Below are 20,733 nucleotides of genomic sequence, written 5' to 3' on the forward strand. Positions count from 1 at the left end.
AACATCATGCAGTCAAAATCATTTGTACTTTCGGCAATGCGTGGTGACAAAGGTGGCCAACTGACCATCCTTGCCATTCTAGCGGCCGTTATTCTTATCCCACTGGCTAACACCATGTTACCAAGTGGGCACCCGCTCCATGTAGAGACTTTTACTATCTCGCTGATGGGCAAATATCTGAGCTACGCAATGTTGGCGTTGGCGCTCGATCTGGTGTGGGGCTATCTCGGAATCTTGAGCCTTGGCCACGGTGCTTTCTTTGCGCTTGGTGGTTATGCGATGGGCATGTACTTGATGCGTCAGATTGGTGACCGTGGGGTTTATGGTGATCCAGTCTTACCAGATTTCATGGTGTTCCTTGATTGGTCTGCGTTGCCGTGGTTCTGGCAGGGCTTTGACCAGTTCTGGTTTGCTTGCCTGATGGTGGTGCTAGTGCCGGGCGCATTGGCTTATTTGTTCGGTTATCTGGCTTTCCGTTCTCGAGTGTCAGGGGTGTATCTTTCTATCATGACTCAAGCGTTAACTTACGCATTGATGCTGGCGTTTTTCCGCAACGAAATGGGCTTTGGTGGTAACAATGGATTGACGGACTTTAAAGACATCATCGGTCTGAGCTTGCAAAGTGATGCAGTCAAGATAGGTCTGTTTGTTGCGACTGGTATTGCGCTAATCCTCAGCTACATCGCGTGTCGCATGGTGGTGACCAGTCGATTAGGGCGAGTGGCTTTAGCGATTCGTGATACTGAATCTCGCACTCGATTCATGGGTTACGACGTCGATGGTATCAAGCTGTGGGTCTTCGTTCTGTCTGCGGTTATCGCGGGTATTGCTGGTGCTTTATATGTGCCTCAAGTCGGTATCATCAACCCGGGAGAGTTTGCTCCGCTTAACTCGATTGAGATAGTGGTTTGGGTTGCCTTGGGCGGTCGTGCCACTCTGTTTGGTGCCATCGTTGGTGCCCTGATCATCAACTACGCCAAGAGTTGGTTTACGGTTGAATTCCCAGAGGTGTGGTTATTCGCCCTAGGTGGTCTATTTGTACTTTCAACCATGTACTTCCCACAAGGTGTGATTGGCTTTGTTAGCGAGAAATGGCAACAACTGCGTAAGGCGTCAGGTTCACGAGGTAAGGGAAAAGGAAAATCAGATAAGGATGATCAGTCAGAAAACAAGGAGGTGATCGTATGACCACATTTAGTAACGTTAAGGAATCGGTTCAGGCGTTCACTCGTCGAGACGAAGTCTTTGATTACCTCAAACCCGATATTCATCCTGCCATCGATACTCGACATAACGTGCTGTTGTATGTCGAAGGCGTCAACAAAAGCTTCGATGGTTTCCAAGCGATAAACGACCTCAACCTCTACATCAAAGAGGGAGAGCTACGCTGTATCATAGGTCCTAATGGCGCAGGTAAAACCACCATGATGGACATTATCACAGGTAAAACTAAGCCAGACACCGGCGAGGTGTGGTTGGGTTCGAACATCAACTTATTGAAGATGAACGAAGCCGAAATCGCCAATGCAGGCGTTGGGCGTAAATTCCAAAAACCGACCGTGATTGAGTGTTTAACTGTGTGGCAGAACCTTGAATTAGCCATGGCCGGTGACCGCTCAGTGTGGGCGACGTTCACCGCTGTGATGTCTGGTGAACAGAAAGACAAATTGACCTCGGTACTTGAGCTGATTCATTTAAAAGACGAAGCGGCGAATTTGGCAGGTAACCTGTCTCACGGACAAAAGCAGTGGTTAGAGATCGGCATGCTATTGATGCAAAAACCTAAGCTGTTGCTGGTGGATGAACCCGTGGCAGGTATGACTCACCAAGAAATGGATCGCACTTCTGAGTTACTTAACTCACTGGCAGGTAAGCACTCGGTTGTGGTCGTTGAACACGATATGGATTTCGTTCGTTCTATCGCCAGCCATGTCACCGTGCTTCATCAAGGTCATGTGTTGGCTGAAGGCACCATGGATCAAGTGCAGGCTCACCCTGAAGTTAAACAAGTTTATCTCGGAGAATAGGATGCTAGAGGTTAAATCAGTTAATCAATATTACGGTGAGAGCCACACGCTGTGGGATTTGGATATGCAGATCCCAGAAGGTAAATGCACGGTGCTAATGGGGCGAAATGGTGTCGGTAAAACCACCTTACTGCAATGCATTATGGGGTTGGTGAAGGTTGAAAGCGGTGACATCTCCTTATCGGGTGAGTCACTTTTGAAAACCGATGCCGAGGACCGTCCACGCCAAGGGATCGGCTATGTACCGCAAGGTCGCCAGATCTTCCCAATGCTCACTGTTCAAGAAAATCTAGAGGTCGGTTTACCGATTCGTAAAAAGGGTGACCGCAAGATCCCTGAATTCATCTTCGATATTTTCCCAGTGTTGAAAGAGATGCTACATCGTCGCGGTGGTGATTTATCGGGTGGCCAGCAGCAACAGCTAGCGATTGGGCGTGCGCTGGTGGTTAATCCAAAGCTATTGATCTTGGATGAGCCGACGGAGGGTATTCAACCCAATATTGTGCAAGAGATTGGCGACATCATTCGCATGCTCAACGAGAAAATGGGGCTCACGGTTCTGTTGGTTGAACAGAAGCTGCCGTTTGCAAGAAAGGTCGGTGACCGTTTTTGCATTATCGACCGTGGACGCCAAGTGGCAGAAGGTGAAATGACAGGGCTCGATGAGTCCTTGATAAAGGAGTACCTAACCGTATGAATTCTCTTTTTTCTCCGAATGAAGTAAGCAAGGCTTCTTTAGTAGAAGCTTTATCTTTGAATGAGACCATCGAACAAGATATTCGTGATGGTTGGCAAGCGAGTTTAAACCTCACCTTTGTCGATCGAGGTGATAAAACCGTATTAAAGAATCGTCAGCAGTCTGGTCCGCTTGCGGTGCAACGCCCCCTGTATCCTGATGGGGAAACGTGTCACACCTACTTACTCCATCCCCCCGGCGGAGTGGTAGGTGGTGACACTCTCAATATTAACGTGAATCTTGAGCACGGTGCTCACGCGTTGATTACCACACCCGGTGCGACCAAGTTTTACCGCTCAAACAACAAGTACGCCAAGCAGAAGCAGACCCTACGAGTGAAGAAAGATGCACGCTTAGAATGGATGCCGCAAGAGAACATCTTTTTCCCGAATGCACACGTTCGTTTAGACACTGAAATTCGCCTAGAAAAGGGTGCACAATTTTGGGGTTGGGAGATGCACTGTTTTGGACGCCCTGCACAGAATGAGGGATTCGAGCATGGTCACCTCGTTGGGAAAACAGAAATCTATCTTGATAATCAAAGGCTTCTGACTGAAGGTTTTAATTTTCACGGTGGCGATAAGTTAATGATAAATATGGGGTTACTTGATTATTCAATGATGGGAACCTTTTATATCACCTCAAATGAGAAGCAAGATCTAGAGTTGGTACAGAGCTTGCTCATATCTATTACACAGCAAGCTTCACAGCAATCAGTTACATCAAAAACGTCGAGTGAACCCACATTAATATTGGGTGCTACTCAGATAGAAGGATTGATTGTGGTGCGAGCCTTGGGTAATTGGAGTGAAGATATCCTCCAAGCCTTTGGTCAGATTTGGCAAGCAACTCGCTCTCATTTATGTGGTACGACTCCTGATTTACCAAGGATTTGGGCGACTTAGCGATTAGCCCTTTTTGTACCTAGGGTGACTTCCGACCCTAGGTACATTTTTTCAAGCTTGCTGTGATTGAATCCCACTTACTGCTCATGCGTTTTTGAGCAATAAGAAAACAACACTAACAGCGGGCGGCTAAATGGAATTAACACCAAGAGAAAAAGATAAGCTACTTATCTTCTGCGCAGGAATGCTGGCACAGCAGCGCAAACAAAAAGGCTTAAAGCTCAACTACCCAGAATCTATCGCACTGATCAGCAGTGCCATTCTCGAAGGTGCCCGCGAGGGTAAAACCGTTTCAGAATTAATGGATTTTGGACGCACACTTCTTACTGTCGATGACGTTATGGAGGGGATCCCTTCCATGATCCCTGATGTACAAGTCGAAGCCACTTTTCCTGATGGCACCAAGCTGGTGACCGTTCATGAACCTATCGTGTAGGGAGAAGTAATATGGCTGGTTCCACAAAACAATACTCAGGATTCGTTCCCGGAAAAGTAGAAACCGCACCGGGTGACATCACTCTCAATGAAGGCCGAGACACAACGTCCGTTAAGGTGCAAAACATTGGCGATCGTCCTGTCCAAATTGGCTCTCATTACCACTTCTATGAAGCAAACCCTTCGCTGATCTTTAACCGAGAAGTCACTAAAGGCTTTCGACTCAATATTCCTGCGGGTACTGCAACCCGCTTTGAGCCGGGTCAGTCGCGTAGCGTCGAGTTAGTGCGTTACGCCGGTAAGTTAGAGATCTATGGCTTCCAAGGAAAGGTGATGGGCAAGCTCTAAGCGCTCCCACGGAATAATGAAAATAACAAAGGATTGAACATGGCGACGATATCCAGACAGGCTTATGCCGAAATGTTTGGGCCAACAGTCGGTGACCGAGTGCGTCTTGCTGACACTGATTTATGGCTAGAAGTTGAAAAAGATTACACCGTATACGGCGACGAAGTGAAATTCGGCGGCGGCAAAGTTATCCGTGATGGACAAGGGCAAAGCCAACGTCCAAGTGCCGAAACTCCAGATTTGGTGATCACTAACGCGATTGTGTTGGATTACTGGGGCATCGTAAAAGCCGATGTCGCAGTCAAAGATGGTCGAGTTCAGGCATTGGGCAAAGCGGGCAACCCAGATGTTCAACCGGGCGTTGATATTGTGATTGGCCCGGGCACGGAAATTTTAGCAGGCGAAGGTTCAATCTTGACTGCTGGTGGTATTGATTCACACATTCATTTTATTTGCCCACAACAGATTGAAGAAGCACTGGCGTCAGGTGTGACAACCATGATCGGCGGTGGCACTGGACCAAACACAGGTACTAACGCGACCACATGCACACCGGGGCCTTGGAACATGCACCGCATGCTAGAGTCACTCGATCAATTCCCGATGAACTTTGGCTTGTTAGGCAAAGGCAACGCAAGTCAGCCAGAAGCACTACGTGAGCAAGTAGCGGCAGGCGCGGTGGGTTTGAAGTTACACGAAGACTGGGGAACCACTCCCGCTTCAATCGATACCTGTTTGAGTGTGGCTGACGAGATGGACGTACAAGTTGCGATTCATACCGACACTCTGAATGAATCTGGTTTTGTTGAATCGACACTTGGCGCAATCGACGACCGCGTGATTCATACCTATCACACCGAAGGTGCGGGCGGTGGTCATGCTCCCGATATTATTCGTGCTGCAGGTGAGCCGAACGTTTTGCCTTCCTCAACCAATCCAACACGCCCTTACACCATCAATACCGTCGATGAGCACTTAGACATGTTGATGGTCTGTCATCACTTGTCACCATCGATTGCTGAAGATGTCGCGTTCGCAGAGTCACGTATCCGCCGTGAAACCATTGCCGCAGAAGACATTCTTCATGACTTAGGTGCCTTTTCGATGATCGCTTCGGACTCACAAGCAATGGGACGTGTAGGCGAGGTGATCACTCGAACTTGGCAAACTGCGCACAAGATGAAAGTTCAGCGCGGCAGCCTAAAAGAAGATTCAGACTACAGCGATAACTTCCGATTAAGACGCTATGTCGCTAAGTACACCATCAACCCAGCGATCACTCATGGTATGTCTCATGAAATCGGTTCTATCGAAGCAGGGAAATTAGCAGACTTAGTGTTGTGGAAGCCCGCTTTCTTTGGTGTGAAACCTAGTGTGATTTTGAAAGGCGGCATGATCGCCATGGCGCCGATGGGTGACCCAAATGCTTCAATCCCAACACCTCAGCCAGTCCATTACCGTTCAATGTTTGGTAGCTACGGCAAGGCATGTCAAAACACATCAATGTTGTTTGTTTCTAAGGAAGCCAAGGCGCAGAACATTGATAAGCAATTGGGTCTGCAGAGCTTGATTGGTGTTGTGAGCAACTGCCGAAATATCAGCAAAGCCGACATGAAGCTCAACGATTGGATGCCAAAAATTGAGGTCGACTCTCAGACGTATCAAGTACGCGCCGATGGTGAATTGCTAACTTGTGAGCCTGCTGAAGAACTACCAATGGCACAACGGTATTTTCTATTCTAAGCCTTTGACTAAAGAATCTTATTTTAGTGACCCTATTTTGAACGTTATAAATCTCACAAGGAGATTGAGGTAATAGCATGATTGAACTGACTCAACTGAATACTCAAATACAAAATGCACCGGACGGCTATTTGAGCCTGCCGATCGATAGTCGCATCAAAAGCCGCCTTAAGGTGATGCTAGATGACGGGCGCAATGCAGGGCTGTTTCTACCACGAGGTCATATCTTGCGTGGCGGCGAACAACTCTCAAGTGAATGTGGTTTAGTCGTAGAAGTGAAAGCGGCACCGGAAACTGTTTCGACTGTTTATTGTGAAGACCCACACTTGCTAACGCGAGTGGCGTATCACCTTGGCAACCGTCATGTTCCGCTGCAAGTGGAAGCGGGTTGGGTTCGTTACCAACACGACCATGTTTTGGATGAAATGGTTGAAGGTTTAGGTGCGAAGGTGACTACCGAGAAGCAACCATTTGAGCCAGAAGGCGGCGCTTATGGCGGTCGCTCAGGTGGACATCATCACCATCATTAATCGAGTCATTGATGGCTCACTAGACGATTTATATAGCAACAAATATTAATAACTATAAACGCAAGGAACTCGCGATGAACTTTAAAACAGCTGCAGGCTTATGCACTTTCACAATAGCTTCTCTAACAACATCAACGATGGCTTTCGCTCACCCAGGACATGGGGCGCATTCAGTTCATGAGTCTCACTCGTTTATGTCTGGCTTAACTCACCCTGTGACTGGCATGGATCATCTGATCATGCTGATCGCTTTTGGTCTGTTAATTGGCGCACTGTCATTTTCAACCAAGATAAAAGCCGCTCTGATTGGCGGTGGATTGGTGTCTTTAGTGGTAGGGCTTATCGCAGGCCAAGCCCTAGGTTTCTCTGTGATTGTTGAGCCTGCCATTATCGCTTCTCTGTTTGTCGTCAGCTTATGTTTATGGCATGTATTCTCACCATCAACCAAGCGTGTAAACAGCGTATTAGTTGCTTCGATTGCTATGTTGTTTTTCCATGGTTACGCACACGGCGTTGAAGCCGCGAGCAACCTGACTCAGTTCGCAACAGGCATGAGTATCAGTGCTTTGGCTCTGATGGTTATCGGTACTTTTGTTGGTCGCGCGGTTTACTCTAAATGGTTGTCAGTCGGCGTGGCTTCAGCAAGCGCACTATTGTTGTTAGGCGCGTAGGCTCTCGAACTTATTTGATTCTGGAAGACTGAGGGCACGATTATGACCACAACAGAAAATGTAGCCGTCTATCGTCTGTTTCAATTGATCAGTCCATCGTTGCCGATTGGTGGGTTCACTTATTCGCAAGGCTTAGAGTTAGCGGTTGAAGCGGGGTGGGTGACCGATCGCAACAGCATGGAACAGTGGCTTAATACCATCGTCAGTTCCAGTGTCGCAACTTTGGAATTACCTATCTTAGAGCGTCTTTATCACGCGCTAGAAAAGGGTGAAATCGATGAGATTGAGCATTGGTGTAACTACTTATACTCAAGCCGTGAAACCAGTGAATTGCGAGCGGAAGAAAAGCAGCGTGGGCATGCATTGAACACCTTGTTGAAGCGCTTGGATATCGATATTTCGCTGGTGGATTCTGTTGATAGTCACCCAAACCAACTGTTGGGCATGTGTATCGCCGCTCAACATTGGGATATCGATTTGGAAAGCCTCAAGCAGGGCTATCTATGGAGCTGGCTTGAAAATATCGTTACTGCAGGCGTAAAGCTGGTGCCTTTAGGCCAAACCGATGGGCAATTGGCGCTGATTAATATCACTAACACCTTTCCCGAGGTGATTGAGAAAGCACGCACGATAGAGGATTGGATGATAGGTAGCTTTTCGCCTTCGATGGCATTAGCGAGTTCACTGCACGAAACACAATATACACGACTATTTCGTTCGTAGCGGTCAGCGCGAACGAGGTAGCAAGAAAAGAATATAAGGAAGTAGATAATGGAAAGTTATAAGCAACCCCTTCGAATTGGTATTGGTGGTCCGGTTGGATCTGGTAAAACAGCGTTGTTGGAAGTGCTGTGTAAGGCGATTCGCGACAAGCTCAACATTGCCGTAGTAACCAACGACATCTACACCCAAGAAGATGCAAAGATACTCACGCGAGCGGAAGCGCTAGAACCGGATCGTATCATTGGTGTTGAAACGGGTGGCTGTCCGCACACGGCGATCCGTGAAGATGCGTCGATGAACTTAGCTGCGGTAGAAGAGCTGGCTAAGCTGCACAAAAACCTCGATGTGGTATTCGTCGAAAGCGGTGGTGATAACTTGAGTGCGACGTTCAGCCCTGAATTAGCCGATCTTACCATCTACGTGATTGATGTAGCGGAGGGGGAGAAGATCCCACGTAAAGGTGGTCCGGGTATTACACGATCCGATCTGTTAGTCATCAACAAGATCGATTTAGCACCGTATGTTGGTGCGTCACTTGAAGTGATGGAGCAAGACACTCAACGCATGCGACCAACTAAGCCATACGTGTTCACCAACCTCAAAGAGAGCCAAGGTTTAGATTTCATCATCAACTTTATTGTGACGGAAGGGATGCTAACCATGAAGGAGCCTTCTACTACTGAGTAGGGTTGGAATAGGTTAGTTTTTTGAAAGCGTTAGATACTAAAAAGCCCTGTCGATTATCGATAGGGCTTTCTGGTTTGAAACGTTAGGTCGAACTTAAAGCTCGCTCTTAGTCACTCTTTTGGTCACTTGCGACTCAATCACACCGTCTTCAACTTGAGTGGTGATCACTTCACCGACTTCGACATCGTTAATCGATGATACCGTCTTGCTCGATTCTGAATGAGTAATGCTGTAGCCACGCTTTAGGGTTGCCAGTGGACTAACGGTCTCTAACTTCTCTGCAGCCATAGCGAGCTGGTGGCGAGTGGTTAGTAATGTCTTGTCCATTGCATCCAATAGCTTTTGCTCTGAACGTTGCAGATGCAGTTTCTGTTCGCCAAGGCGTTTCACTGGCGAGTTCAATTGAAGCTGGTGCTGTTTACGTTCAACACGCTGTGCATGCTGTTTTAGGTATTGAGTCATACCACGACGCAAACGCATATCTAGGTCATCAAGCTGCTGACTCTGCTTTTGAAGTTGGTAGCTAGGGTGTTGCTTCTCTAAGCGGTATTTCAACGTTTGAGTTGATTGCGCCTGTTTGATTAACACATGACGAATCGCACTGACTAAGCGAGCACGTTTAGACGCGAAAGCTTGTTCTTTATGACTGTTATCACGGCTAACCAATTCTGCGGCAGCTGATGGCGTTGGGGCACGCATATCGGCAACGAAATCAGCGATAGTGACATCCACTTCGTGGCCAACGGCGCTGATAATCGGGATTTGGCTTGCTGCGATTGTGCGAGCTACGATCTCGTTATTGAAGCACCATAGGTCTTCCAGTGAGCCGCCACCACGGCCGACGATTAACACATCACATTCATTGCGTTCGTTAGCGCGTCCAATCGCTTGGGCAATCTGAATCGCCGCCTCTTCGCCTTGAACCATGGTCGGGTAAACCACAACCGGTAGCGAAGGATCGCGCCTTTTTAGTACATCAAGAATATCAAACAGCGCTGCACCGGTTTTAGATGTGATAACGCCAACACGTTTTGGGTGTTCAGGAAGAGCTTGCTTACTTGATTGAGCAAACAGTCCTTCTGCGGCAAGGTTCATCTTCAGCTTTTCAAATTCTTGCTGAAGTTTACCGTCACCCTCTGGCTGCATGCTTTCGATGATCAGTTGGTAGTCACCGCGTGGCTCGTAAAGAGATAGGCGAGCTTTGACTAAAACTTGATTGCCGTTCTGAGGCTTAAAGGTCACACGGCGGTTATTGCCACGAAACATGGCGCATTTAACTTGAGCGCGAGAGTCTTTTAGCGTGAGGTACCAGTGACCAGAGACAGGTGCAGAGAAGTTTGAGATTTCACCAACGAGCCAGACTATTCCCATTTCGTTTTCTAATAGGAGACGAACCTCTGAGTTGAGGCGAGAAACAGTAAAGATGTTTGGATTAGTCATAGAAGCACTATCTTTCCTTGAAGGAAGGTCTTTCTTGGAATCTCACAGGGCGTGAGTATGGAAGATAGCGGCAATATAATACATAGCAAGGGGGTAAATGCAAATTAAAAATACAAAAATGTGTAGCCAAGCGATTTCGCCGTGCGTATAATCCGTCTGCAATATCAAATCCAAATCACTTTATTATGCGAAACGATAAAGTTGGGTTTACTCCTTTTAACACCTTTGTTGTGAGATATTGCAAATGCTACGAATCGCAAAAGAAGCTTTAACTTTTGATGACGTTTTACTCGTCCCAGCACACTCAACCGTTCTTCCGAACACAGCTGATCTTCGCACTCAGTTAACGAAAAACATTTCTTTAAACATCCCAATGATCTCTGCATCGATGGATACTGTTACGGAAGCACGCCTAGCAATTGCCCTTGCGCAAGAAGGTGGTATTGGCTTTATTCATAAGAATATGTCAATCGAGCAGCAAGCTGAAATGGTTCGCCAGGTTAAAATTTACGAAGCTGGTGTGGTTTCTCACCCAGTAACTGTAAGCCCTGACGCGACAATCGCTGATGTTGTAGCCCTTACTCAAAAACACGGCTTCGCCGGTTTCCCTGTTGTTACTGAAACAAACGAATTGGTTGGTATCATTACTGGCCGTGACGTTCGCTTTGTTACTGACCTTTCTAAGAAAGTTGATGTAGTAATGACGCCTAAAGCTCGCCTTGCTTCTGTTAAAGAAGGTGCAACTCGTGAAGAAGTTCAAGAGAAAATGCACGAAGCGCGTGTTGAAAAAGTTCTTGTTGTAAATGATGACTTCCAACTTACTGGAATGATCACTGCAAAAGATTTCCACAAAGCAGAACGTAAACCAAACGCTTGTAAAGATGAGCGCGGCAGCCTACGTGTAGGTGCAGCTGTTGGTGCTGGCGCTGGTAACGAAGAGCGCGTTGCTGCTCTAGTTGAAGCTGGCGTAGACGTTCTACTTATCGACTCTTCACACGGTCACTCTGAAGGCGTACTTAACCGTATCCGCGAAACTCGCGCTGCATACCCTGATCTACAAATCATCGGTGGTAACGTAGCAACTGGCGCTGGCGCACGTGCTCTTATCGAAGCTGGTGTTAGTGCAGTTAAAGTTGGTATCGGCCCAGGTTCAATCTGTACGACTCGTATCGTTACTGGTGTTGGTGTTCCTCAAGTAACAGCCATCGCAGACGCAGCGGAAGTTGCAAACGAATACGGTATTCCAGTAATCGCAGATGGCGGTATCCGCTTCTCTGGCGATATCTGTAAAGCTATCGTTGCTGGCGCATCTTGTGTGATGGTTGGTTCAATGTTCGCTGGTACTGAAGAAGCACCGGGTGAAGTTATCCTTTACAACGGTCGTTCTTACAAGTCTTACCGTGGTATGGGTTCTCTTGGCGCTATGTCTCAAGGCTCTTCTGACCGTTACTTCCAATCTGACAACGCTGCAGACAAGCTTGTTCCAGAAGGTATTGAAGGTCGTATCGCATACAAAGGTCGTCTAAAAGAGATCGTTCACCAACAGATGGGCGGTCTACGCTCAAGCATGGGCCTAACGGGTTCTGCAACTGTTGAAGACATGCGTACTAAAGCTGAGTTTGTTCGTATCTCTGGTGCGGGCATGAAAGAATCTCACGTACACGATGTTCAAATCACGAAAGAAGCACCTAACTACCGTTTAGGTTAATAATACGTCCAAACGTTTGAATAATGTGCTGATTTAGTCGGCACATTAATATACCAATCGTAGTAAATAACTGGTCATCCTAGCTTGTTAAAAACCTCGATAACTTCGTTAGAATTTTTGATTGTAGAATAACTACTTATCAGAACTCTTTGTCGAATAGAGCAGCCTTGTTCTCAGGCTTTTTTCCTACGCTATTCCTGAACACTTACTTACTGTGATTGGTATTATATCTACCGCCTGTTTTGTTAAAAGTCCGATTTTCTCAAAACACGTGGTTAAAGATATCTAACGAAAACGTTTGCTTTATTTCTTGAAGAGTTAATCAGAGGTGAGTAAACTCTCCTCCGTTTTATCACATAGCCAATAAGACTGCTTACAATGACTAAAAATATTCATGACCAACGTATTCTAATTCTGGACTTCGGTTCTCAATACACACAGCTAGTAGCTCGTCGTATTCGTGAGATCGGTGTTTACTGTGAACTTTGGAGCTGGGACGTAGAAGAAGCGGATATTCGTGAATTCAATCCAGACGGCATCATCCTATCTGGTGGTCCTGAAAGTGTAACGGAGGAGAACTCTCCACGTGCACCTCAGTACGTATTTGATTCAGGTGTTCCTGTATTCGGTATCTGCTACGGCATGCAAACTATGGCTGAGCAACTTGGCGGTAAAGTAGCAACGTCTACTGAGCGCGAGTTCGGCTACGCAGCGGTACAAGTGACTGGCGAATCTGCACTTTTCGCTGACCTTGAGTCTACTCAAGATGTTTGGATGAGCCACGGCGACAAAGTAGTTGAGATTCCAGCTGATTTCACAAAGATCGCTGAAACAGACACTTGCCCATACGCTGCAATGGCAAACGAAGAGAAGAAGTACTTCGGTGTTCAATTCCACCCAGAAGTAACACACACTAAAAACGGCCTGAAAATGCTTGAGAACTTCGTTCTTAACGTATGTGGTTGTGAAGGTCTGTGGACTTCAGCTTCAATCATTGAAGATGCAGTTGCACGTATTAAAGAACAAGTAGGTGACGACGAAGTTATCCTTGGTCTTTCTGGTGGTGTTGATTCATCTGTAGTTGCGATGCTTGCTCACCGCGCTATCGGCGACAAACTAACATGTGTATTTGTTGATAACGGCCTTCTTCGTCTAAACGAAGCTGAGCAAGTTATGGATATGTTTGGTGACCAGTTCGGCCTAAACATCATCAAAGTCGATGCAGAAGATCGTTTCCTTAAAGCTCTGGAAGGCGAAGCTGAACCAGAAGCTAAGCGTAAAATCATCGGTCACGTATTCGTAGATATCTTCGATGAAGAGTCTAAGAAACTATCTAATGCTAAATGGCTTGCTCAGGGTACTATCTACCCAGACGTAATCGAGTCTGCAGCATCTAAGACAGGTAAAGCACACGTAATCAAATCTCACCACAACGTTGGTGGCCTTCCTGATGATATGGAAATGGGTCTTGTTGAACCTCTACGTGAGCTGTTTAAAGATGAAGTACGTAAGATCGGCCTTGAGCTTGGTCTTCCATACAACATGCTTTACCGCCACCCATTCCCGGGTCCTGGTCTAGGTGTTCGTGTTCTTGGCGAAATCAAGAAAGAGTACTGTGATCTACTGCGTCGCGCAGATGCTATTTTCATTGAAGAGCTTCACGCTGCTGACCTTTACCACAAAGTATCTCAAGCATTCACGGTATTCCTACCAGTACGTTCAGTTGGCGTAATGGGCGATGGCCGTAAGTACGATTGGGTTGTATCTCTACGTGCCGTAGAAACTATCGACTTCATGACTGCTCACTGGGCACACCTACCATACGACTTCCTAGGTAAGGTTTCTAACCGTATTATCAACGAAGTTAACGGCATTTCACGTGTTGTTTACGATATTTCTGGTAAGCCACCAGCAACTATCGAGTGGGAATAATCTCTTAGAGATTTAACCAGCTTTGATTAAGATCTTAAGCCTCGAACTCAGTTCGGGGCTTTTTTCTTTTCGATTGATTATATTGATTCATTACATTAAAGGCTTATGAGCAATACCTCGAAATCAAATGAACAATAACTAGAAACCAAATGAGTTGGAAACTAGATATCAGCTCAAGAAACCATGAGACGCTTTGTTGTGCTGAGCCATGTATCAAAAAGATCACTCGCACTTTTTATAAATTCACACAGCTACAGCTAGGCCATTCCACATGTGAAGCATACTCTTTGATGGACTTATTAAGGACAGATAAGAGAATCCATCATGTTAAAAATCAAATATTTGGCGACAGTACTGGGCTGCACATTAGCAGCGCAAAGTCATGCGTCTTTGAACATTCAACCTGATCCGCAAAACCCGAATGGTTACCTTGTTGAAAAGTCGGCTCTACAAGCTGCTGAACAAGCGAAAACATCCGATCCTATGTATGCGATCTGGTCACAGGCCCTTCAAACTCGCCCGAATACAATCGTTGAAGCGATTGAACCCGGTTCCCCCTCGAATCCTGAAAACATAAAGCGTGTAGAGCGCGTGTTCCCTCAATCTGAATGGGACTTCCTCACTCAGATGGCAGCGCCAGAATACACCTACACTCGCTTCTTACGTGCGATCGGTAAATTCCCAGCGTTCTGTGGAGAGTACACCGATGGCCGTGATTCTGATGCTATCTGTAAAAAATCCATCATCACGGCCTTTGCTCACTTTTCACAAGAGACGGGTGGGCATATCGCGATAGACAACACCTCTGATAATCCATTAGCTCTAGAAGAGTGGCAGCAAGCGCTGGTGCATGTTCGCGAAATGGGTTGGTCTGAAGGCCAAGAAGGTTACACCACAGGTTGTGGTCAGAACGATTGGCAGAATGCCCGTTGGCCATGTGCTGCGGGACAGGGCTACTTCGGACGTGGTGCTAAACAGCTTTCTTACCATTTTAATTATGGCGCGTTCTCTGAAGTGATGTTTGATGGTGACGCGACGGTGCTTCTCAACAATCCGGGCTTAGTGGCGGACTCTTGGTTGAACTTAGCTTCTGCTATTTGGTTTTTCCTTACCCCTCAAGCACCTAAACCAGCTATGCTGCATGTCATCGACCGCACTTGGACGCCATCTCAACGCGAATTGGATGCGGGTATTGGTTATGGCTTTGGTACCACAATCAACGTGATCAATGGTGGTATTGAATGTGGCGAGCAGAACAAAGACAAAGGCCAACCCGTTAACCGTATTCGTTATTGGGAAGGGTTAGCAGCGCACTATGAAATTCCGGTAGAAGCGGATGAAGCCAATACTTGTTGGCAGCAAACGCCTTACGGAAGCTTAAACCTCAACGGAGCAACGGATGTGTTGTACACCAACTGGGATGGTAACTGGAAATACTACGCAGACCGCCCAGAAGGTTACTCGTTTGAGTGTGAGCTTGTTGGTTTCCAAACGGCTTATTCTGCGTTGGTGGCTGGCGATTACGAGAAGTGTGTGACCAATTTTTATGGGTCACATGCGAGTTGGCCTGAAGTGAAAGTGGTCGATAAGCTGGATCCGGTAGATCCAGGAACCAATCCCGGTGGTAATGGTTGGAGTGCGACCAAGGTTTACAACGCGGGTGACCAAGTGACTCACAACGGTGCAACCTATGAAGCGAAATGGTGGACACAAGGGGATGACCCTACCAATGGCGGCCCTTGGAAATTGATTGCTGGAGAGCCAACACCACCAGTTGTGACAGATCCAACGCCTGTTGATCCTGCCCCTGTCGATCCAGAACCAGTAGACCCTGCACCCGTTGAACCACCTGTGACAGAACCGCCAGTGGTTGTCGATCCATCTGAATTTATTACGTGGCAAGCCGGTGTTAGCCAAGTGAGTAATGGCGATAAAGTGACGCATAACGGTAAGTGCTTCGTGGCTAAAAACGGCCCAGGTGTTTGGGAAAGCCCAGTTCAATCGAATTGGTTCTGGGATGAAATCAGCTGTAATTGATAGTCTGAATACTGAAGAGGTGGCCTAAGTTACGAGCTCAGTAGTACGACCATAGCGATATAAATAATCAAAAGCCGAAAGTTTCTACTTTCGGCTTTTTTCCGTTTCGAACTTGGCTATTTAAGCAGGGTGATTGGTCTATTTGGCTATGTTGAAGCGCATTTAAAGACTAATTATCCAGTTAGAGGATAAAGTTCTGTACAAATGATGTTTGTGAATTTATATTCAAATTTAATTTATATTTACTCTCTTATTTTAGGGTTAAGGTGTACCTATGGAACAGACAGATATCACGTCACTCATCCCCATTGTGATTACTTTGGTGTTGTCATTGGCGACAAGGAATGTGGTGATAGGCCTTTTTGCTGGTGTGCTGAGTGGTGTTGCAATGCTGACTGGCATGTTTAGCGAACTTAACCCGCTTGATACGTTTGGTACCATGGTGAAAGGTTACCTAGTCCCTCAACTTACCGACAGCTATAACGCTGGTGTGATCATGCTGTTGGTATTCATCGGTGGCTTTGTCGCATTGATGGAAAAGTCCGGTGGTGGCGTCGCGTTTGCAAAGCGAGTGACTCAGTGGGTAAGCAATAAATGCCAAGCTCAATTGTCAGCATGGTTGGGTGGAATCGTTATATTTTTCTCAGACTTAGGCACCCCTTTAATTGTTGGCCCTGTTTTTCGCCCCCTTTTCGATAAACTGAAACTTTCTAGACAGAAGCTAGCATTCATCATTGATTCAACCTCGTCGCCCGTTGCTATTCTTATCCCTTTCATTGGATGGGGTGTTTACATCATGAGCCTTATTCAGAAAGAGTTCACGGCGTTGAATGTCAACATGTCCGATTGGGATGCCTTCATCGGTGCGATTCCTTTTCAGTTCTACGCATTCCTCGCGATTTTCATCGTTCCGCTCGTGTCCGTTAAAGGTTTAGATTTTGGGCCAATGGCAAAAGCTGAGCGTGATTGCCAGGCGGGAATTAACTCTAGCGTGAATAACGAATCACTAAATCCGTTCTCGCATAAAAATGCAAAGGCATCTTTTGTCTGGGCACCATTGTTAGTGATGCTGGTGGTGTTGTGTGCCATGCTGGTACCACAAGGTTTCCCGTTCCAAAAGGTCGCAGGTTCATCATTTAGAGCGGCGTTATCATCGGCTTATTTCTTTGCGGCGATTACATTAATTTCGTTAATGGCTTACTACGGTGTAAGAAAGTTGTCTGATGGTGTTTCTGTGTACTTAAAAGGCATGGGAAACATGATGCCAGTCGCGATCATCTTGGTATTGGCTTGGGCATTAAGCACCGTTGGTAAAGAGTTGGGTGCGGCAGCTTATATTGCTGAGCAAGCACAGAGCGGCTTTCCATATTGGTTAGTACCTGCGGTCACGTTTTTATTATCGGCTATCATTTCATTCGCAACGGGATCGTCGTGGGGAACCTTCGCGATAATGATGCCATTGGTTATTCCAACCGCGATTGCGATAGATGCTCCGCTTCTCGTCGCAATTGGCGCTGTGTTGTCTGGTGGCTTGTTTGGTGACCATTGCTCACCGATTTCTGAAACCACGATTCTTTCTTCAACCGGGGCAGGGTGTGATCAGTTTGAACACTTTAAGACGCAGCTTCCTTACGCATTGATGAACGGCTCTATTGCTCTGATTAGTTTTGTAGTCGCAGGCTTTACGGGAAGTGCATTGGTTGTGTTAGGCGCTCTTGTTGCTCAGTTGATTGTCGTGACGTTGTTAGCCAAGCGCGATGCGAGTAAAAACGCTTCTTCAGACGTTCAATCTCAAGTGTCTGAATCTAAACCACAACAAGCGTAATTTAATCTGTCCAAGTAGATACGAGATTTAATGGAGTAAACAAGTAACGAAAAGCTCGCCCTATTATTACTCGTGTTTGCAATTTAGTTTCTCGCTTGCTTAATCTGAACGCGCTCTTCGCATCCCGTATCTCGTTACCCGCATCTAAGCAAACCTCCGTCATTCCCTACAGTGAGGAACGAACGTGATAGGGAATCTCTAGCTTTTATCGTCGGTGTTTATGTCTAAGTGCAAGATTCCAGACATCTCGTCCCTCGATTCTGGAATGACGATCTAATGAGTAGATACGCGATAGGGAACCTGCTTACTTATAGTTTATGTGAATTGATTGGTATTGTTATGAAACTAATTTTCCATAAGATCATTTACACAATCTTAGTTTTCGATAACTGGATTACCTAGTTGTACGGTTTATAGATTAAAATTTTCTGATAACTTTTATCGTTTTTTTTTAATCAACCACTTTAATAAGGTAAATTCGCAATGTCGACCAAACTAGCTAACCCAGCGCCACTAGGCTTAATGGGTTTCGGTATGACCACTATTCTTCTTAATATCCACAACGCAGGTTTCTTTCCAATCGATTCAATGATTCTTGCTATGGGTATTTTTTACGGTGGTTTGAGCCAAGTTATCGTGGGCACGATGTGTTTCAAACGTGGTGACACGTTCGGTACAACTGCGTTTACTTCTTACGGCCTATTCTGGTTGTCTTTGGTTGGTTTAATCGTGATGCCTTACATGGGTCTACCTGCAAGCCCTGCAGCATTCATGGGTTGGTACCTACTACTATGGGGCATCTTCACAGGCTTCATGTTCATCGGTTCTCTATGCTACCCAGTGGCGAAGCAAGTAGTATTCGGTTCACTAACTATCTTGTTCTTCCTACTTGCAGCTCGTGATTTCACTGGCAGCGAACTAATCGGCACTATCGCTGGTTTTGAAGGTATCTTCTGTGGCGCTTCAGCTATTTACTTTGCAATGGCACAAGTAATCAACAACGAATACGGCCGCACAGTACTGCCTATCGGTGAGAAGAAAGCGCCTCAAATGGCAACACAAGAAATCGCTGCTTAATACTCTAACTCGGGAACAGTTAGTTTGTTATAAGCCATTTATTGGTTATGAATAAAACAAAAGGGGTTAGCCGAAATAGCTAACCCCTTTTTTATGCGTTATTAATAGCACTATTTGTTAAAGCGATCTATTTGCTAAGGAAAGCTTAAGCTGAAGGTTGCTCTACAGGTTTAGTGTCTGCAGCTTCTGCTTCTGGAGACTTGCCTGTTTTACGCTTGTACTTCTCTTCCCAGTAAGTTGCACCTTTAATGCCTAGTTTTACAGGGTTGAATGTGTACTCAGTTACGCCTTGTTTCTGCTGTTCTTCGTAGTCAGCTAGAGCTTTAAGCGCAGGCTTAGACATGAAGAAGATGATCAGAATACCAACGATGTTTAACCATGCCATCAAGCCAACACCAACATCACCCATTGCCCATGCAAGGTTCGCTGTTTTAACTGTGCCATAGAAAACGGCAGTGATAAGAACAAGCTTAAGTACGAACATCATGCCAGGGATCTTGATGGTACGACGTAGGTAAGCAATATTCGTTTCTGCGATGTAGTAGTAAGCAAGAATCGTTGTAAATGCGAAGAAGAACAGAGCAAATGCGATGAATGGCTTACCAATGCCTGGTAGTGCACTTTCAATAGCAAGCTGTGTAAATACAGGACCATTCGCACCGATGTTTGCTGCTAGGTTCTGAACAAGGAACACACCCTCAGCGCCGCCGTGAACGTTGTAAGCACCAGTGATGATGATCATGAACGCTGTAGCAGAACATACTAGAAGAGTATCGATGTAGATAGAGAATGCTTGTACTAAACCTTGCTGAGCTGGGTGATCAACACTTGCAGCAGCTGCCGCGTGAGGACCAGTACCTTGACCTGCTTCGTTTGAGTAAACACCACGCTTAACACCCCAACCAATTGCAGCACCGAAGCCTGCCATAGGTGTGAATGCATCACCAACAATCATTGCGAAAACAGTTGGCACTTGGCTGATGTTTAGCAGAATGATAACGAACGCGATGATGATGTAAGCCAATGCCATGAAAGGAACAACGATCTGTGTGAAGTTCGCAATACGTTTAACACCACCAAAGATGATGAAAGCAAGGATGATAGCAACAACAGTACCGGTGAAAATTTTAGCGAAACTGAATGTACCGACAGCTGTTTCAATCATGTCACCTGAACCAAATGCAGCTTCTACAGCATTACCAATACTGTTTGACTGAACACCTGGAAGCAAAATACCACATGCAAAAATAGTCGCGATTGCGAAGATCCATGCGTACCACTTCTGACCCATTGCTTTTTCAATGTAGTAAGCCGGACCACCACGGAACTGGCCTTCGTCTTCTTCTTTGTAGATTTGCGCTAGCGTAGATTCTGCATAAGCAGTCGCGGCGCCAAAGAAGGCTACAACCCACATCCAGAATACTGCACCTGGGCCACCGAAACCGATAGCGGCAGCAACACCAGCAATGTTACCTGTACCGACACGGCCAGATAGCGAAACGGCTAGAGCTTGGAAAGACGAGATGCCTTTTGATGAGCTTTTACCCGATAGTAGCAAGCGCCACATTTCAAAGAAGTGACGGATTTGAACAAATCGAGTCATGATGGAGTAGAACAAACCTGCACCTAAACATAGGTAGATAAGTACTGGGCTCCAGATTATTCCATTCAAAAAATCAACGAATGACTGCATGAGTATTTTCCCTGTTAGTTTTGCTTATGATTGTTTTTCGAACAACACAATACTTCACTTGTAACCCGAGTGTTAAATTATTTAACTGCGCATTAGGATTACTGTGACATAAAGCAAGTTATAGAGGGTGTTTGTTAATGCTTAGTGCTAATTCTAGAATCGTTCCATTTAATCTGATATGCAACTAGTTGTGATTTGTTGTGTTTTGAAAAGTGA

General features: G+C 46.1%; 18 protein-coding genes. 16 read left to right on the forward strand and 2 right to left on the reverse strand.

The genetic code is table 11. The features are described 5' to 3' along the window. Positions 1-6 precede the first annotated feature (6 nt). The 11 genes from urtC (at position 7) to ureG (ending at position 8,805) form a co-directional block, all read left to right on the forward strand. Positions 7-1,188, forward strand: coding sequence for an urea ABC transporter permease subunit UrtC (gene urtC, locus AB4503_RS15915; RefSeq protein WP_248395822.1), 1,182 nt, complete (start codon positions 7-9; stop codon positions 1,186-1,188). Beyond that, positions 1,185-2,027 (forward strand): urea ABC transporter ATP-binding protein UrtD, encoded by an 843-nt coding sequence (gene urtD / locus AB4503_RS15920; protein WP_372115368.1) that lies wholly within the window; start codon positions 1,185-1,187, stop codon positions 2,025-2,027. The genes urtC and urtD overlap by 4 nt, the downstream gene beginning before the upstream one ends. Position 2,028: 1 nt before the next feature. Then, positions 2,029-2,724, forward strand: coding sequence for an urea ABC transporter ATP-binding subunit UrtE (gene urtE, locus AB4503_RS15925; RefSeq protein ID WP_017062505.1), 696 nt, complete (start codon positions 2,029-2,031; stop codon positions 2,722-2,724). Continuing rightward, positions 2,721-3,668 (forward strand): urease accessory protein UreD, encoded by a 948-nt coding sequence (locus AB4503_RS15930; protein ID WP_017062504.1) that lies wholly within the window; start codon positions 2,721-2,723, stop codon positions 3,666-3,668. The genes urtE and AB4503_RS15930 overlap by 4 nt, the downstream gene beginning before the upstream one ends. Positions 3,669-3,801: 133 nt before the next feature. Continuing rightward, positions 3,802-4,104 carry an urease subunit gamma gene (ureA, locus tag AB4503_RS15935; protein WP_004735119.1) on the forward strand — a complete coding sequence of 101 codons (303 nt, stop codon included), beginning with the start codon at positions 3,802-3,804 and terminating at the stop codon, positions 4,102-4,104. Between the two features lie 11 nt (positions 4,105-4,115). Further along, the gene (locus AB4503_RS15940) at positions 4,116-4,451 is read left to right on the forward strand and encodes an urease subunit beta (protein WP_017062503.1); all 336 of its coding nucleotides are present in this window, start codon (positions 4,116-4,118) and stop codon (positions 4,449-4,451) included. Positions 4,452-4,490: 39 nt separating this feature from the next. After that, complete coding sequence (gene ureC / locus AB4503_RS15945; RefSeq protein ID WP_372115369.1) at positions 4,491-6,194, forward strand: urease subunit alpha; 1,704 nt, start codon at positions 4,491-4,493, stop codon at positions 6,192-6,194. A 77-nt stretch (positions 6,195-6,271) separates the two neighbouring features. Continuing rightward, entirely contained in the window at positions 6,272-6,724 is a 453-nt protein-coding gene (ureE, locus tag AB4503_RS15950) for an urease accessory protein UreE (protein ID WP_048614367.1), read from the forward strand. A 74-nt stretch (positions 6,725-6,798) separates the two neighbouring features. After that, positions 6,799-7,395: a HupE/UreJ family protein gene (locus AB4503_RS15955; RefSeq protein ID WP_102569721.1), complete on the forward strand. Its 597-nt coding sequence runs from the start codon at positions 6,799-6,801 to the stop codon at positions 7,393-7,395. A 42-nt stretch (positions 7,396-7,437) separates the two neighbouring features. Next, positions 7,438-8,118 carry an urease accessory protein UreF gene (locus AB4503_RS15960; protein WP_372115370.1) on the forward strand — a complete coding sequence of 227 codons (681 nt, stop codon included), beginning with the start codon at positions 7,438-7,440 and terminating at the stop codon, positions 8,116-8,118. A 48-nt stretch (positions 8,119-8,166) separates the two neighbouring features. Beyond that, positions 8,167-8,805 (forward strand): urease accessory protein UreG, encoded by a 639-nt coding sequence (ureG, locus tag AB4503_RS15965; RefSeq protein ID WP_017062498.1) that lies wholly within the window; start codon positions 8,167-8,169, stop codon positions 8,803-8,805. Positions 8,806-8,898: 93 nt separating this feature from the next. On the opposite strand, the gene xseA is transcribed toward ureG, so the two are convergent. Beyond that, positions 8,899-10,245, reverse strand: coding sequence for an exodeoxyribonuclease VII large subunit (gene xseA, locus AB4503_RS15970; RefSeq protein WP_372115371.1), 1,347 nt, complete (start codon positions 10,243-10,245; stop codon positions 8,899-8,901). A 244-nt stretch (positions 10,246-10,489) separates the two neighbouring features. On the opposite strand from xseA, the gene guaB reads away from it, so the two are divergent. The 5 genes from guaB to AB4503_RS15995 all read left to right on the forward strand — a co-directional run bounded on the left by guaB (position 10,490) and on the right by AB4503_RS15995 (position 18,824). Next, positions 10,490-11,953: an IMP dehydrogenase gene (gene guaB, locus AB4503_RS15975; protein ID WP_017062496.1), complete on the forward strand. Its 1,464-nt coding sequence runs from the start codon at positions 10,490-10,492 to the stop codon at positions 11,951-11,953. A 378-nt stretch (positions 11,954-12,331) separates the two neighbouring features. Then, positions 12,332-13,885: a glutamine-hydrolyzing GMP synthase gene (gene guaA / locus AB4503_RS15980; RefSeq protein WP_017059729.1), complete on the forward strand. Its 1,554-nt coding sequence runs from the start codon at positions 12,332-12,334 to the stop codon at positions 13,883-13,885. Positions 13,886-14,209: 324 nt separating this feature from the next. Further along, positions 14,210-15,922, forward strand: a complete 1,713-nt coding sequence (locus tag AB4503_RS15985) for a glycoside hydrolase family 19 protein (RefSeq protein WP_372115372.1) — start codon at positions 14,210-14,212, stop codon at positions 15,920-15,922. A 274-nt stretch (positions 15,923-16,196) separates the two neighbouring features. Further along, positions 16,197-17,747 carry a Na+/H+ antiporter NhaC family protein gene (locus AB4503_RS15990; RefSeq protein ID WP_372115373.1) on the forward strand — a complete coding sequence of 517 codons (1,551 nt, stop codon included), beginning with the start codon at positions 16,197-16,199 and terminating at the stop codon, positions 17,745-17,747. Between the two features lie 483 nt (positions 17,748-18,230). Continuing rightward, entirely contained in the window at positions 18,231-18,824 is a 594-nt protein-coding gene (locus AB4503_RS15995) for an acetate uptake transporter (protein WP_010440610.1), read from the forward strand. Between the two features lie 145 nt (positions 18,825-18,969). Here AB4503_RS15995 and AB4503_RS16000 read toward each other — a convergent pair whose 3' ends face one another. Then, positions 18,970-20,517, reverse strand: coding sequence for a sodium:alanine symporter family protein (locus AB4503_RS16000; protein WP_017069529.1), 1,548 nt, complete (start codon positions 20,515-20,517; stop codon positions 18,970-18,972). Between the last annotated feature and the right edge of the window lie 216 nt (positions 20,518-20,733).

This window comes from Vibrio sp. 10N.222.55.B11 (assembly GCF_041473705.1).
GTDB classification, from domain to species: Bacteria; Pseudomonadota; Gammaproteobacteria; order Enterobacterales; family Vibrionaceae; genus Vibrio; species Vibrio crassostreae_C.

Coding starts and splice junctions, on each gene's coding strand:
- urtC (WP_248395822.1), top strand. CDS start 7: ATGCAGTCAAAATCATTTGTACTTTCGGCAATGCGTGGTGACAAAGGT.
- urtD (WP_372115368.1), top strand. CDS start 1,185: ATGACCACATTTAGTAACGTTAAGGAATCGGTTCAGGCGTTCACTCGT.
- urtE (WP_017062505.1), top strand. CDS start 2,029: ATGCTAGAGGTTAAATCAGTTAATCAATATTACGGTGAGAGCCACACG.
- AB4503_RS15930 (WP_017062504.1), top strand. CDS start 2,721: ATGAATTCTCTTTTTTCTCCGAATGAAGTAAGCAAGGCTTCTTTAGTA.
- ureA (WP_004735119.1), top strand. CDS start 3,802: ATGGAATTAACACCAAGAGAAAAAGATAAGCTACTTATCTTCTGCGCA.
- AB4503_RS15940 (WP_017062503.1), top strand. CDS start 4,116: ATGGCTGGTTCCACAAAACAATACTCAGGATTCGTTCCCGGAAAAGTA.
- ureC (WP_372115369.1), top strand. CDS start 4,491: ATGGCGACGATATCCAGACAGGCTTATGCCGAAATGTTTGGGCCAACA.
- ureE (WP_048614367.1), top strand. CDS start 6,272: ATGATTGAACTGACTCAACTGAATACTCAAATACAAAATGCACCGGAC.
- AB4503_RS15955 (WP_102569721.1), top strand. CDS start 6,799: ATGAACTTTAAAACAGCTGCAGGCTTATGCACTTTCACAATAGCTTCT.
- AB4503_RS15960 (WP_372115370.1), top strand. CDS start 7,438: ATGACCACAACAGAAAATGTAGCCGTCTATCGTCTGTTTCAATTGATC.
- ureG (WP_017062498.1), top strand. CDS start 8,167: ATGGAAAGTTATAAGCAACCCCTTCGAATTGGTATTGGTGGTCCGGTT.
- xseA (WP_372115371.1), bottom strand. CDS start 10,245: ATGACTAATCCAAACATCTTTACTGTTTCTCGCCTCAACTCAGAGGTT.
- guaB (WP_017062496.1), top strand. CDS start 10,490: ATGCTACGAATCGCAAAAGAAGCTTTAACTTTTGATGACGTTTTACTC.
- guaA (WP_017059729.1), top strand. CDS start 12,332: ATGACTAAAAATATTCATGACCAACGTATTCTAATTCTGGACTTCGGT.
- AB4503_RS15985 (WP_372115372.1), top strand. CDS start 14,210: ATGTTAAAAATCAAATATTTGGCGACAGTACTGGGCTGCACATTAGCA.
- AB4503_RS15990 (WP_372115373.1), top strand. CDS start 16,197: ATGGAACAGACAGATATCACGTCACTCATCCCCATTGTGATTACTTTG.
- AB4503_RS15995 (WP_010440610.1), top strand. CDS start 18,231: ATGTCGACCAAACTAGCTAACCCAGCGCCACTAGGCTTAATGGGTTTC.
- AB4503_RS16000 (WP_017069529.1), bottom strand. CDS start 20,517: ATGCAGTCATTCGTTGATTTTTTGAATGGAATAATCTGGAGCCCAGTA.